The 13283-nt window shown below is 72.3% G+C and carries 13 protein-coding genes; 7 read left to right on the plus strand and 6 right to left on the minus strand.

Annotated features, from left to right (window positions below):
* Positions 1-47: 47 nt before the first annotated feature.
* From C7474_RS01380 to C7474_RS01410, 7 genes are all read left to right on the plus strand, one after another.
* Positions 48-1043 (plus strand): ABC transporter permease, encoded by a 996-nt coding sequence (locus C7474_RS01380; RefSeq protein ID WP_121056976.1) that lies wholly within the window; start codon positions 48-50, stop codon positions 1041-1043.
* On the plus strand, positions 1036-2154 hold the full coding sequence (locus C7474_RS01385; protein WP_241965042.1) for an ABC transporter permease: 1119 nt from the start codon (positions 1036-1038) through the stop codon (positions 2152-2154). Before C7474_RS01380 ends, C7474_RS01385 begins: the two co-directional genes overlap by 8 nt.
* Positions 2151-3053, plus strand: a complete 903-nt coding sequence (locus C7474_RS01390; protein WP_121056978.1) for an ABC transporter ATP-binding protein — start codon at positions 2151-2153, stop codon at positions 3051-3053. The genes C7474_RS01385 and C7474_RS01390 overlap by 4 nt, the downstream gene beginning before the upstream one ends.
* Complete coding sequence (locus C7474_RS01395; protein WP_121056979.1) at positions 3050-3892, plus strand: ABC transporter ATP-binding protein; 843 nt, start codon at positions 3050-3052, stop codon at positions 3890-3892. The genes C7474_RS01390 and C7474_RS01395 overlap by 4 nt, the downstream gene beginning before the upstream one ends.
* A gap of 2 nt (positions 3893-3894) precedes the next feature.
* Positions 3895-5076, plus strand: a complete 1182-nt coding sequence (locus C7474_RS01400) for an ROK family transcriptional regulator (protein ID WP_121056980.1) — start codon at positions 3895-3897, stop codon at positions 5074-5076.
* Between the two features lie 102 nt (positions 5077-5178).
* Positions 5179-6438 carry a family 4 glycosyl hydrolase gene (locus C7474_RS01405; protein ID WP_121056981.1) on the plus strand — a complete coding sequence of 420 codons (1260 nt, stop codon included), beginning with the start codon at positions 5179-5181 and terminating at the stop codon, positions 6436-6438.
* Positions 6435-7391 carry an N-acetylglucosamine kinase gene (locus C7474_RS01410; RefSeq protein ID WP_121057837.1) on the plus strand — a complete coding sequence of 319 codons (957 nt, stop codon included), beginning with the start codon at positions 6435-6437 and terminating at the stop codon, positions 7389-7391. The genes C7474_RS01405 and C7474_RS01410 overlap by 4 nt, the downstream gene beginning before the upstream one ends.
* 79 nt (positions 7392-7470) lie before the next feature.
* Here the strand turns inward: C7474_RS01410 and C7474_RS01415 are convergent, their stop codons facing one another.
* The 6 genes from C7474_RS01415 to C7474_RS01440 all read right to left on the minus strand — a co-directional run bounded on the left by C7474_RS01415 (position 7471) and on the right by C7474_RS01440 (position 13282).
* Positions 7471-8019, minus strand: coding sequence for an ECF transporter S component (locus C7474_RS01415; RefSeq protein ID WP_121056982.1), 549 nt, complete (start codon positions 8017-8019; stop codon positions 7471-7473).
* A complete protein-coding gene (locus C7474_RS01420; RefSeq protein WP_121056983.1) occupies positions 8016-8879 on the minus strand; it encodes a siderophore-interacting protein in 864 nt (287 codons plus the stop codon). The genes C7474_RS01415 and C7474_RS01420 overlap by 4 nt, the downstream gene beginning before the upstream one ends.
* 57 nt (positions 8880-8936) lie before the next feature.
* On the minus strand, positions 8937-9749 hold the full coding sequence (locus C7474_RS01425; protein WP_121056985.1) for an energy-coupling factor transporter transmembrane component T family protein: 813 nt from the start codon (positions 9747-9749) through the stop codon (positions 8937-8939).
* Positions 9746-11608, minus strand: coding sequence for an ABC transporter ATP-binding protein (locus C7474_RS01430; RefSeq protein WP_121056987.1), 1863 nt, complete (start codon positions 11606-11608; stop codon positions 9746-9748). Before C7474_RS01430 ends, C7474_RS01425 begins: the two co-directional genes overlap by 4 nt.
* Positions 11609-11701: 93 nt before the next feature.
* Complete coding sequence (locus C7474_RS01435; RefSeq protein WP_121056989.1) at positions 11702-12235, minus strand: ECF transporter S component; 534 nt, start codon at positions 12233-12235, stop codon at positions 11702-11704.
* A gap of 60 nt (positions 12236-12295) precedes the next feature.
* Positions 12296-13282, minus strand: coding sequence for a pirin family protein (locus C7474_RS01440; protein WP_121056991.1), 987 nt, complete (start codon positions 13280-13282; stop codon positions 12296-12298).
* Position 13283: the final 1 nt, after the last annotated feature.

Here is a 13283-nt window from a genome sequence, read left to right on the forward strand (position 1 = left end):
CGCGACGGCATGACCGACCGGGGAAGCAGTAAGACGAGAGACGTGAAATGAAGTTCTACGCACGAAGGATCGGCTTCTACGCAATCACATTGTGGGTGGCCATCTCCCTCAACTTCCTGCTTCCCCGGCTCATGCCGGGCGACCCGGCCGACATCCTCATCGCGAAGCTGCAGCAGCGCGGCGAGGTGCCGGTGTCGACCATCAACAACATCCGGCTGCTCCTCGGCTCCGACGACCAGACACCGCTCTGGGATCAGTACTGGGGCTACTGGGGACGGCTGCTGCAGGGCGACCTCGGGATCTCGTTCTCGAAGTTCCCCACCCCCGTCACCGAGCTCATCGCCGGCGCGCTCCCGTGGACGATCGTCCTGGTGGGCCTGGCGACGATCATCTCCTTCATCCTCGGCGTCGGTGTCGGCGCCTGGGTCGGCTGGCGCCGCGGCACCTGGGTCGACCACCTCGTCCCCGCCACGACGGTGCTGCAGTCCATCCCCTACTTCTGGCTCGCGCTGATCATGATCTCGGTCTTCTCGGTGGGCCTCGGGATCTTCCCCATCATCGGCGGCTACGACGTGTTCGAGTTCCCCTCCGGACCGGAGTGGAGCTGGGCGTTCTTCGGCAGCGCCGTGTACCACGGCATCCTCCCCGCCGTCACGATCGTGCTCAGCTCGGTCGGCGGCTGGCTGCTGGGCATGCGCAACATGATGGTCTCCACCCTCGCGGAGGACTACATCGTCACCGCCGAGGCCAAGGGCCTCAAGCCCATGCGCATCCTCAAGGCGTACGCCACCCGCAACGCCGCGATCCCCTCCGTCGCCGGCTTCGCCATCACGCTCGGCTTCATCGTGGCCGGCTCCATCGTCATGGAGCAGGTGTTCACCTACCCCGGCATCGGCAAGCTCATGTTCACCGCGGTCCAGAACAACGACTACGCGCTCATGCAGGGCGTGTTCCTGGTCATCACCCTCACGGTGCTCGCCGCGAACTTCATCATGGACCTCGTCTACGGCTTCATCGACCCGAGAGCGCGTCACAATGTCTGACCCCACCCGACTCGACACCCACACCGACCCGCGGGACGCGGAGATGACCGCACCCGCCGCGGTGACGACGACCCTCGACGCGCAGATCGACAAGGAAGAGGCCAAGGCGGCACGCCGCGGCATCCGCCAACTGCTCCCGCGCCGCTCCGCGAAGCTCATCATCGGCCTCGTGATCGTGCTCGCGATCGTCGCCTTCGGCGTCATCGCCCCGTTCTTCGTGCAGGACCCGCGCTTCAGCGGAAACGACGCGCTGCAGCCGCCGTCGGCCGACCACATCCTCGGCACGACCAAGCTCGGCTACGACGTGTTCGCCCAGCTCGCCTACGGCACGCAGGGCTCGCTCATGGTCGGCATCATCGCCGCCCTCATCGCGCTGACCCTGTCGATCGTGTTCGGCATCCTCGCCGGCTACATCGGCGGCTGGGGCGACGAGGGCCTGTCGCTCGTGACGAACATCATGCTCGTCATCCCCGGTATCCCCCTCGCGATGGTCATCGCCACCTACTTCCCGAGCCGGTCCTGGATGCTGGTCGCCTTCGTCCTGGGCATCACGAGCTGGGCGGGGTCGGCGGTCGTCCTCCGGGTGCAGGCCCGCTCGCTGCGCAGCCGCGACTACGTGGCCGCGGCGAAGGTCGCCGGCGAGAAGCCGTGGCGCGTCATCCTCGTCGAGATCCTCCCGAACCTGCTGCCGCTGCTGGCCGCGCAGTTCCTGTTCGCGATCATCTTCGCGATCCTGGGCGAGGCGGGCCTGTCCTACCTCGGCCTCGGCGCCACCGACTCGATCACGTGGGGCACGATCCTCAACGACGCGCAGACCGGTCAGGCGCTCGGTACGCGGGCGTGGTGGTGGTTCGTGCCGCCGGGCATCCTCATCGCGCTGCTCGGTGCGGGCCTGTCGCTCATCAACTTCTCGATCGACGAGATCATCAACCCGAAGCTGCGGGTCGCGCCCGAGAACGCGCGCCGCGTGCGCAAGGCCAAGCAGGCCGGCAAGGGTGTGGAGGCCGATGTGGACGCCGCGGATGCCGCCGCCGCCGAGGCCGCGCTCGTCGAGACGGAGCAGCCCGTGACGGAGCAGACCCAGGCCGAGCAGAACGGAGTCCGCGCATGAGCGCCACCCCTGTGCTGACCGCACGCAACGTCTCGATCGAGTACGAGGTCGACCCGCCCGTCAAGGCGGTGCGCAATGTCTCGCTCACCCTCAACCGGGGCGAGATCCTGGGCCTGGCCGGCGAGTCCGGCTGCGGCAAGACGACCCTCGCGTACGGCATGAACCGGCTGCTGAAGCCGCCGGCGCTCATGACGACCGGCGAGGTGGTCTTCCACGACCGCTCCGGCGTCGACATCGACGTCGTCGCCCTGCAGGACGAAGGCCTGCGGCAGTTCCGCTGGGACAAGATCTCGATGGTGTTCCAGGGTGCGATGAACTCGCTCAACCCGGTCATCAGCATCAAGGAGCAGCTGTTCGACGTCTTCGACACGCACCGGCCCGGCATGAGCAAGTCGGCCAAGCGCGCGCGCAGCCGTGAGCTGCTCGCGCTGGTCGGCGTCGACCCGAACCGCCTCGACTCCTTCCCGCACCAGCTCTCCGGCGGCATGCGCCAGCGCGTCATGATCGCGATGGCACTCGCGCTCGATCCGCAGGTGATGATCATGGACGAGCCGACGACGGCCCTCGACGTGGTCGTGCAGCGCGGCATCATCCGCGAGATCATGCGCCTGCGCGAGAAGCTCGGCTTCGCGGTGATCTTCATCACCCACGACCTGCCGATGCTCATCGAGATCTCCGACCGCATCGCCGTCATGCTGCAGGGTCAGATCGTCGAGCAGGGCACGGCGGAGCAGATCTACCGCACCCCGCAGCACGAGTACACGAAGAAGCTGCTCTCCAGCTTCCCGAGCCTGCGCGGCGAGCGCGGCGACTTCGTGCGCACGGGGGCCGGAATCGACGCCCCACCGGCATCCGCCGCGACTCCCGCGACCACGGCTCCGAAGGAGGAGGCCCGATGACCACCGGAACGCTCGAGGCGCGCGGCCTCGTCAAGGACTACCGCCTCCGCAGCGGCCTGCGCACCTCCACGCTGCACGCCGTCAAGGACGCGTCGTTCGTGCTCGAGGCCGGCAAGACCATCTCGCTCGTGGGCGAGTCGGGGTCGGGCAAGTCGACGATCGCGCGCATGATCGCCAAGCTCGAGACGCCCACCCGCGGGCAGGTGCTGCTCGACGGGAAGCCGACCGGACGCGGCGGCCGGTCACTGGCCGCCTACCGGTCGGAGGTGCAGATGGTCTTCCAGGACCCCTTCGCCTCGCTCAACCCGTTCCACTCGATCGCCCACCACCTGGAGCGCCCGCTGCGCATCCACCACCCGAAGCTGTCGGGCACGCAGGTGCGCGACCGTGCGATCGAGCTGCTCGGGCGTGTGCGTCTGGGGGAGGAGGTCGCCGAGCGTCGCCCCCACGAGCTGTCGGGCGGGCAGCGCCAGCGCGTCGCCATCGCGCGCGCCCTCGCCCCCGGCGCCCGGTTCATCGTCGCCGACGAGCCCGTCTCGATGCTCGACGTGTCGATCCGCCTCGGTGTGCTGAACCTCCTCGCCGACCTGCAGCGCGAAGACGACCTCGGCGTGCTCTACATCACCCACGACCTCGCGACGGCTCGCCACTTCAGCGACGAGATCCTCGTCATGTACCACGGCGACATCGTCGAGCGCGGCGGCTCCGACGACGTCATCCTCCACCCCCGGCACGAGTACACCCGTACACTGCTGAACGCCGCACCCGAACCCGAGAACCTCGGCAACCTCCGCGAAGAGGTCCGCCGGGAACTCGCCGAGGCGGCGCAGAAGGGCTGAGAGTGACCATCGCCGACCCGGGCACGCCCACGTTCCTGCGTGCCCACAACGACCGCACCGCGCTGCGGCTGCTGCTCGACCACGGGCCGCTCAGCCGATCGCGGCTGGGCGAGCTGTCGGGCATGTCCAAGCCCACCGCGAGCCAGATGATCCTGCGCCTGGAGCGCGCCGGGCTCATCGAGAAGGTCGGCGAATCCGCGGGCGGCCGCGGCCCCAACGCGGTGCTCTACGGCGTGCGCCGCGACGTCGTCACGGGCGTGGCCATCAGCGTGCTCGGCGACGCGATCAGCGCCGTCGTCGTCGACGCCCTCGGCACCGAACACCCCGTCGCGCGCATCGGCATCGCGGGCGAGGAGCGCTCTCCCGAGCGCGACGTCGACCGTGCCGTCGCCGCCGCGTGCGCCGCCGCCGACATCGCCCGCGAGACCGTGAGCATGATCGCGGTCGGCGTGCAGGCAGCCGTCGATGCCAAGCGCGACCAGCTGTCGTTCACCGACACCCTGCCCGGCTGGCCCGCCACCGGCGCCCACGCGCTCATCACCGGGTCGACGGGTCTGGGCGTCGTGCTCGGCAACGACGTCAATCTCGCCGCGATGGCCGAGCGCGCGTACGGCGCCGCACAGGACGACCCGTCGTTCGTCTACTTCTGGATCGGCGAGGGCCTCGGTCTCGGCATCGACGTCGACGGTGTCGTGCAGCGCGGCGCCGGCGGCGGTGCGGGCGAGATCGGCTACCTGCCGGTGTCGCCGGCCGGCCTCGAGCTCGTACCCGACGCCCGCGACCTCACCGACCTGCTCGGGGCGAAGGCGATCGTCGCCCTGCTCGGCGGCGCCCCCGGCCAGGAGCTGGGCGACGTGCTCGCCTCGGTGCCCCTCACCGCCGCGCACATCGACGCGCTCGCCGACCGCATCATCGTCGCCCTGACGCCGGTGCTCGCCCTCCTCGACCCCGCGGCGATCATCCTCGGCGGACCCACCGGCCTCGCCGGCGGGGAGACGCTCGCCGCACGCGTGCAGGAGCGCATCGAGGCGATCGACAGCGCCCGCAGCAGCGTGCGTCCGGCCAGCGCGCACACCGACGTGCGGGTCAGCGGCACCGGCACCGAGCCGGTGCTGCGCGGCGCCGGGCGCCTGCTCGTCGACCACATCCGCGCACGCCTCGAGGACGGCATCCTGCCCGCCTGACCCGTCCCGTCCCGCATCCCCGGCCCGAGATCCACGCCGGGGCGCGGTCCGGTGCGCCCGAAAACCTCTCATCCCATTCGACACACCAAGGAGATGCACCCCATGAAGCTCGCGATCGTCGGCGGAGGGTCGACCTACACCCCGGAGCTCATCGACGGGTTCGCCCGCTTCCGCGACGTGCTGCCGCTCGAGGAGATCCGCCTGGTCGACCCCGACCCGCGCCGTCTCGAGCTCGTCGGCGGGATGGCCGCGCGCATGCTCGCCCGCGCCGGGCACCCCGGCCGCGTCGTGGCGACCTCCGACCTCGTCGCCGGCGTCACGGATGCCGACGCCGTGCTGCTGCAGCTGCGCATCGGCGGTCAGGACGCCCGCCACCAGGACGAGACGTGGCCGCACGACGTGCACTGCATCGGTCAGGAGACCACGGGCCCCGGCGGCCTCGCGAAGGCGTTGCGCACCGTCCCGGTCGCGCTCGAGATCGCCGAGGCCGTGCGCCGCCACGCGGCACCGGACGCCTGGATCATCGACTTCACCAACCCGGTAGGCATCGTCACGCGCGCGCTGCTGCAGGCGGGTCACCGGGCCGTCGGCCTGTGCAACGTCGCGATCGGCTTCCAGCGCCGCTTCGCCGCGATGCTCGGGGTCGACGCGGATGCCGTCAGCCTCGGCCATGTCGGCCTCAACCACCTGACATGGGAGCGCAGCATCGACGTCGACGGCGTCGACCATCTGCCCGGGATGATGCGCGACCGCCTGGACGACCTCGCCGGCGACGTGCACATGGACCCCGCCCTCATCACAGGACTCGGCGCGGTGCCCTCGTACTACCTGCGGTACTACTACGCGCACGACGAGGTGCTCGCCGAGCAGCTGCGCGACGAGTCGCGCGCCGAGGCGGTGCGCGCGATCGAGAACGAGCTGCTCGCCCTCTACGCCGACCCGAGCGTCGACACCAAGCCCGAAGCCCTCGCCCGCCGCGGCGGCGCGTTCTACTCCGAGGCGGCGATCGAATTGCTGCTGCAGATGCGCGGCGCCGACACCCGCGGCCGCGTCGTGAACCTGCGCAACGACGGCCTACTGCCGTTCCTGCCCGACGACCACGTCATCGAGGTGCCGGCGCGCTTCGACGGCGCGCGATTCGTCGCCGAACCGGTCGCCGCGCTCCCCGACGACATCGCCGGCACGATCGCCGGGGTCGCCGGCTACGAGCGCCTCGCCCTGGATGCGGCCGTGCACGGCGGCCGCGACCGGGTGCTGCGCGCCATGCGCGCCCACCCGCTCGTCCTTCAGCACGACCGCGCCGAGAAGCTCACCGACCTGCTGCTGGCCGCCAACGCGCCCTTCCTGTCGTGGGCGTCATGACCGAGGCCGTCCTCGTCGCCGTCGACGGCGGCGGCACCAAGACCGACGTCGTCGCGCTCACGGCGGACGGTGAGATCGTCGGACGCGTCCGCGGCGGCGGATCGAGCCCGCACTTCGTCGGCCTCGAGGCGTCGGTGGCCGTCGTCGAGGAACTGGTGTGTGCCGTCGCCGGCGACCGACCGGTGGCCGCGGCGGAGCTGTACCTGTCGGGCCTGGACCTGCCCGTCGAGGAGGAGCAGTATCTCGCGGCGCTCGCCGGCCGGCCGTGGGCGGCATCCGCACGGGTCGACAACGACCTGTTCGCGGTGCTGCGCGCCGGCACCGACGAGCCCGACGCGATCGCGGTCGTGTGCGGCAGCGGCGTGAACGCCGTGGGTGTGCGCGCCGACGGCGCCCGCGTCCGGTTCCCCTCGCTCGGCGAGCTCTCCGGCGACTGGGGTGGCGGGTACGGGCTGGGAGCGGCGGCGCTGTGGCACGCGGCGCGTGCCGTCGACGGCCGGGGCCCGGCGACCTCGCTCGTCGACGCGCTCTGCGCACGGCTTGGTGCGGGGTCGCTCCCCGAGGTCATCGAGGATCTGCACTTCGGCCGCCGTGCGCATGCGGAGCTCACGGCGCTGCCGCCCGACATCTTCGCCGCCGCGGCGGCCGGCGACGCCGTCGCGGGCGAGATCGTCGACCGGCAGGCCGACGAGATCGTCGCCTACATCCGTGCGATCGTCGGCCGGCTGGAGCTGGCCGATGCCGCCCTGCCGATCGTGATCGGAGGCAGCATCCTGCGGGCCGGGCATCCGCGCCTCGAAGAGCGGGTGCTCACCGGCATGGCGAGCATCGCGCCCCGAGCGCGACTCGAGCGGCCGGATGCGCCGCCCGTCGTCGGGGCGGCGCTGCTGGCCCTCGACCACGCCGGCGCGCCGGCATCCGCGCACGAGCGGGTGCGCGCGGCCCTCGCCTGACGCCGTCGGGGCCGCGTTCCTGTCGCGATCGGTCGCTTCCGGACCGCGGATGCCGCGAGATGCGACAGGAATGCGGTGGTCAGGCTTGGTCTGCGACCGGCGCCTTCGGTCGGCGTCGGGCCAGACGGGCGACGCCGGCGGCGGTGAGCCGGTCGGCGATGAGGATGCCGAGCCCGACCCCCACGAAGCACGACACGATCGTCATGACGAAGAAGCCGATCAGCGCGATCGGGGTCATCGCCCACAGGTCGAAGGACTGCGCCGCGAGGATCGGATACAGGATGCCGACGAAGAGCGCGCCGGCCCAGTACTGCCACGTGCGCCACGAGCGGTAGATCGCCACGAGGAAGGCGAGTTCGGCGAAGAACGCCCACCACACCGCCGCGCCGAGGAACGGGAACGCGACCAGTCCCGAGACCACGCCGACGAGGATGCCGGCCAGCGGCCGCTCCAGCAGCCGCAGCGCGACGGTCGCCGGCAGCAGCCACAGTCCCGCGAGGGCCACCGAGATGAACGGGACCACGGCGTACAGCGCGGTCGACAGCGCGCCGGCACCCCACAGCAGCAGCCCGCCGGCGACGCCGATCGCCGCGCAGGTGAGGAGGTAGGTCGTCGCGACCCGGTTCACGAGTGCGCCTCCTGCGCCTGCTGCGACTTCGGCGCGGGCGAGGCGGCGCCGACGCGCCAGTAGCCGACGAAGCTGATCTGCGCTTTGTCGACGCCGGCGGCCACGAGGTGGCGGCGGGCCGAGGTCGGCAGCGACTGCTCGCCGACGATGAAGTAGTGGGTGCCCGCCGTCTCGGCCGGCAGCTGCTGCAGCGCGTCGAGCGCCGCCGCGCCGGGCGTCCCGCCCTGCTCGCGCACGATCCAGCGCACCTCGACGCCGGCGGGGGCGTCGAAGGCGAGCGTGTCCTCGGCCGACGGCGCCTCGAGCAGCACGACGCCCGTCGCGGATGCCGGCAGCGAGGAGCACACTCCCGCGACGGCCGGCACGCCGGTCTCGTCGGCGACGAGCACGACCCGCGACGTCCCCTTCTGCGGGTTGAACCCGAGGCCCTCGTCGATGATGACGACGCTCTCGCCGGGCTCCGCCGCCGACGCCCACCGCGACGCCGGCCCCGCGGTCGGGCCGGTGCCGTGCAGCACGAAGTCGACGTCGAGCTCGGCGGGGGTGCCGGCATCCGCGGGGCGGAACGCCCGCACGGTGTAGTTGCGCATGACGGGGCGCATCCCGTCGGGGATGCTGAGGTACTTCAGGTAGCCGAACAGCTTGTTCGCCTTCGCGGGGATGCGCTCGAGCCCTTCGTCCCCGCCCATCGGCAGGAAGATGCGGAACCACTGGTCGAAGCCCATCGGCTCGAAGCGGTCGATGTCGCCGCCGCCGAGGGTGATGCGCATCCAGTGCGGAGAGAGCTGCTGCGTGCGCAGCACGGTGAGGTGCAGCAGCTCCTGCGAGCGGGGCTTCACGAGGTTGCCGTAGCGGGCCATGCGGTCTCCTTGGGGCGGGCGTCGGTCGGTCTGTCGGGGTGAGCGGGGCGGATCCCGTCAGGCCAGCGTCCACGGGAAGAAGTACCAGCCGAGGGCGATCGTCGCCGCCCACAGCGCCAGCACGAACACGGTGTCGCGCACCCGCCACGGCACGAGGTGCCGCTCGGTGCGGTCGGGGTGCGCGCCGAACGCGCGGGCGTCCATCGCGAGGGCGACGCGCTCGGCGTGGCGGATCGCCCCCGCCAGCAGCGGCACGATGTACCCCCACCAGCGCGCCATCGCCGCGAACGGACCGCGACCGCCGTGCGCCCCGCGCACGCGGTGGGCCTGGCGGATGACGTCGAGCTCGTGGCCGAAGCGCGGCACGAAGCGGAACGCCGCGAGCGCCGTGTAGCCGATGCGGTACGGCACGCGCAGCTGCTGCACGCTCGCGCGGGCGAGGTCGGGTCCGCTCGTGGTGAGGCCCGCGATGAGCGACAGCGCGACGATCGCGGCCAGCCGCACACCGGTCGCGAAGCCGACCTCCACCGCGCCGCCGTAGAGCGTCCAGGCGCCGAGCTGGGCGATCACGACCGAGCGGTCGACGCGGTCGGCATCCGTCCACAGCGACATGCCGAGGCCCAGCGCGGCCGCGGCCAGCGGGATCGCGACCGCCAGCAGCAGCACGAGCCGTCCGGTCAGCTTCGCGCCCACCAGCAGCAGGGCATAGGCGAGGGCGAGGAAAGCGAGGGGAGTGGCGAAGTCGCGCACGAAGACGAGCAGCACGATCGCCGGCATCGGGGCCGCGAACTTCGCGAGCGGGTTCAGGGCGTACAGGAACCGCCCCGGCACGGTGACCGACGCGTACGGATCGACGGCGGCGGCGGTCATGCGGATGCTCCGGGCGGGGCGGGCGGCTCGGGCAGGTCGTCGATGCGCGCGACCCCGGCGAGCTCGGGGTGCCGCGTCACGGCCTGCAGAGCCCGACGCAGCGGCGGCAGCCGCAGGCCTGCGCGGCGCACGAGCGCGTCGTCGGCGAACACCTCGGACGTGGCGGCATCCGCGATGATGCGACCGTCGCCCACGACGATCGTGCGCTGGGCGTGCTCGGTGACCAGCTGCATGTCGTGGGTGACGACGAGGATCGTCGTGCCGGCGGCGTTGAGCTCGCGCAGCAGCCCCAGCAGCTCCTCCGCGCGGGCCCGGTCCTGACCGAACGTGGGTTCGTCGAGCGCGAGGATCGGCGCGCCCGCGACGAGCGCGGTGCCGACCGAGAGGCGGCGCTTCTGGCCGCCCGACAGCAGGAACGGGTGCACGTCGGCCTTGTGCTCGAGCCCGAATCGGGCGAGCACGTCGAGCGTGCGCTCCCGCACCTCGTCGGCGGGGAGCTTCTGCATCCGCAGGCCGTGCGCGAGCTCGTCGAACACGGTGTGCGAGATGAACTGGTGCTCGGGGTTCTGGAACACGAAGCCGATGCGGCGCGCGAGGGTGCGCAGGTCGGTGCGGGCCGGGTCGACGCCGTCGGCGCCGCCGATGCGCACCTGGCGCCGCGGCACCGGGATGACGCCGGCGAGCGCCTGCAGGAGGGTGGTCTTGCCCGCACCGTTGGCGCCGACGATCGCGACGAACTCGCCCGCGTGCACCGTGACGTCGACGCCGTGCAGGATCTCGGTGCGCCCGCGGGTCACGCGCAGGCCGCGCGCCTCGAGCACCGGGGCGGCGGTGGTGGTGGTCGTGGACTGCGCAGAACTCCGGAGATCCGGTGCCGTCGGCGTGCTCGGCCCCGGATCCACGCGGGTCGGTGCGGATGCCGCATCCGATTCTCCGGAGTTGTGGACGCGCGCGGCGGGAGCCTCCTCGGCCTCGAGGGCGGCGGTGAGCTCTCCGGGGCTGAGGGGGAGGGGGTCGAGCGTCCAGCCGGCGGCCCGCAGCCGCAGGGCGGCGAGGGTCGACACCGGCAGCCACACGCCCATCGCATGGAGCTCCTCGGCGCGGCCGCGCAGCACGCTGTCGCGGTCGCCGTCGGCGACGGTGCGGCCGTCCTGATCGAGCACGACGACCCGGTCGGTGATCGCCATCGCGGCGTCGAGGTTGTGCTCGACGAGCAGGATGCTGCGTCCGCCCGAGGCGACTACGTCGGCCAGTGTGGCGTAGACCTCTTCGATGCCGGCGGGGTCGAGGTTGGCGGTGGGCTCGTCGAGCACGAGCAGGGGGGAGCCGAGCGCGAGGGCGCACGCGATCGCGAGCCGCTGGCGGCCGCCGCCGGAGAGCCGGTCGGGGTTCTCGGTGCGACGCTCCCACAGTCCCACGCGGCGCAGGGCGTCCTCGGCGCGGGCGAGCACCTCGTCGACGGGCAGTCGCAGGTTCTCGGGACCGAAGGCGACCTCGTCCAGCAGCGTGCCGGTCACGAGCTGCGCGTCGGGATCCTGGAACACCATGCCCACGTGGGTGCTCAGCCGCGCCACGGGCGTCGTCGCCGCGTCGAGACCTGCGACCGTGACCGATCCGGTGACCGTCGCCGGGACCGCCTGCGGGATGAGTCCGTTGAGGGCGAGGGCCAGGGTGGACTTGCCCGAGCCGCTCGGACCCAGCAGCAGCGCGACCTCGCCGGTGCGCAGCTCGAAGCTCGCGTGCGCGGGCGTGGCCGTCTCGGACCCGTCGTGGGCGATGCCGACATCCTGCACCCGCAGCAGCGGGTCGGATGCGGCCGTGGCCGAGAGATCGGCCGCGGCGGGAGAGGCAGCGGTCACGGGGCGGTCCTGGTCGGGTCGGGAAAAGGGGCGCGGAGCCCTCCTAAACTTAGCCCTGCCTTACCTGACCGCCAAACGTCCGGGCTGCGAGGGTCAGCGGCGGGCGACGCCCGCGCGGCGCAGCGACACCCCGATGCCGAGCGCGACCGCGGTCCACGCCACCGGACCGAGCACCGAGAGGATGAGGTACGCGATCTGCGCCCACAGCGCCAGCGTCGACAGGTGCGCCGCGAAGAAGACGACGACGGCGACGAGCACGCCGATGACGCCGCCCGAGATGAAGAACCGCCACGGGCCCCAGGCGCGGTAGCGGGTGAGGGCGGCCACGCCCTCCTGGATCGCCCCGAACAGCAGTGCCGTCCCGAAGAACCGACCGGCCCACGCGGGGTTGAACGCGCTCGCGACGAGGGCCGCGACGAGGTGCGAGATGAGGGCGACGAGCGGGCGGCGCAGCACTTCCTGCGCGATGATGCCGGGCAGCACGTGCGAGCCGAGCAGCAGGCCGTAGGCGAACGGGACCGTCGCGAGCACGACCGGGGTCAGCAGCCCGGCGACGCCGCCGATGATGCCGGTGGCGACGCCTACCGCCGCGCACACGAGCAGGACGCGGGTCGGGATACGGGCCACCCTCCCAGCGTATCGCCCCCGCGCGATGCCTCCGCCGTGAGAATCAGGCCTGCGGAGTCGCTACGCGCGGCGGCGCCGGCGCGTCAGCCGCACACCGGGTAGAGGCGGGGCGGGGATGCGCTCGGAGCCGTGGCCGGGCACCGTTCCGAAGCGCTCGTCGCCCGCCTCCCACGCGTCGCGGGCGGCGACGATCTCTTCGTGGGAGCGGCCCACGAAGTTCCACCACATCACGATGTCCGACTCGAAGGGCTCCCCGCCGAGCAGGAACACGACGGCATCCGCGGCGGCCTCGACGACGACCTCGGCGCGCCCGATGCCGAGGTACAGCAGCGCGAGGTCGGCGACCTCGACGGGTTCGGCATCCGTCGACAGCACCCTTACGGTGCCGCCGACGCCGACGAGCGCGTGTTCCCACGTCGGGTCGAGCGGCAGCGTCACCCGGCTGCCGGCGGGCAGTGACAGTTCGGCGCCGACGATCGGGGTGTGCATCGTCGCGGGGGAACGGATGCCGGCCAGCTCGCCGACGACGACCGTCGCGGTGCCGCCCGCTCCGCCGAACGGGCCGAGATCGAGCGTGGGCAGGTGCTCGTGCCGTTCGAAGTCGCGCGCGCCGTGACGCCGTGATTCGGGCAGCGCGACCCACAGCTGCAGCGCATCCAGCGACACGGGCCCGTCGCCGACGGAGTACTCGGAGTGCGCGATGCCGGCGCCGCTCGTCATGATGTTGAGTGCGCCGCGGCGCACGACGACGTCGCTGCCGATCGTGTCGCGGTGGCGCACCTCGCCGACGAACGGCCACGTCACGGTCTGCAGGCCGATGTGCGGATGCGGCTCCACCCTCATCCGCGTGGTCTGCGGTCCGAACCGGTCGAGGAAGCACCACGCCCCCACCATCGGCAGGTCGCGCTGCGGAAGGCTGCGGTGCACCGACATGCCGCGCACTCCACCGAGCGGCACCTCGCGGGCCTCCAGCAGCAGGTTGCGCGGGCCGTCGCAGGGGGTGGGACCCTCCTCCGCGGCGACGCCCGCGTCGTCGAGGCGCGTCATC

The organism is Microbacterium telephonicum (genome assembly GCF_003651225.1).
Classification (GTDB): domain Bacteria; phylum Actinomycetota; class Actinomycetes; order Actinomycetales; family Microbacteriaceae; genus Microbacterium; species Microbacterium telephonicum.

Bases quoted from the DNA above. Each gene is read 5' to 3' on its own strand.
- C7474_RS01405 (WP_121056981.1), top strand. From the start codon at position 5,179: ATGAAGCTCGCGATCGTCGGCGGAGGGTCGACCTACACCCCGGAGCTC.
- C7474_RS01425 (WP_121056985.1), bottom strand. From the start codon at position 9,749: ATGACCGCCGCCGCCGTCGATCCGTACGCGTCGGTCACCGTGCCGGGG.
- C7474_RS01385 (WP_241965042.1), top strand. From the start codon at position 1,036: ATGTCTGACCCCACCCGACTCGACACCCACACCGACCCGCGGGACGCG.
- C7474_RS01380 (WP_121056976.1), top strand. From the start codon at position 48: ATGAAGTTCTACGCACGAAGGATCGGCTTCTACGCAATCACATTGTGG.
- C7474_RS01410 (WP_121057837.1), top strand. From the start codon at position 6,435: ATGACCGAGGCCGTCCTCGTCGCCGTCGACGGCGGCGGCACCAAGACC.
- C7474_RS01390 (WP_121056978.1), top strand. From the start codon at position 2,151: ATGAGCGCCACCCCTGTGCTGACCGCACGCAACGTCTCGATCGAGTAC.
- C7474_RS01440 (WP_121056991.1), bottom strand. From the start codon at position 13,282: ATGACGCGCCTCGACGACGCGGGCGTCGCCGCGGAGGAGGGTCCCACC.
- C7474_RS01420 (WP_121056983.1), bottom strand. From the start codon at position 8,879: ATGGCCCGCTACGGCAACCTCGTGAAGCCCCGCTCGCAGGAGCTGCTG.
- C7474_RS01395 (WP_121056979.1), top strand. From the start codon at position 3,050: ATGACCACCGGAACGCTCGAGGCGCGCGGCCTCGTCAAGGACTACCGC.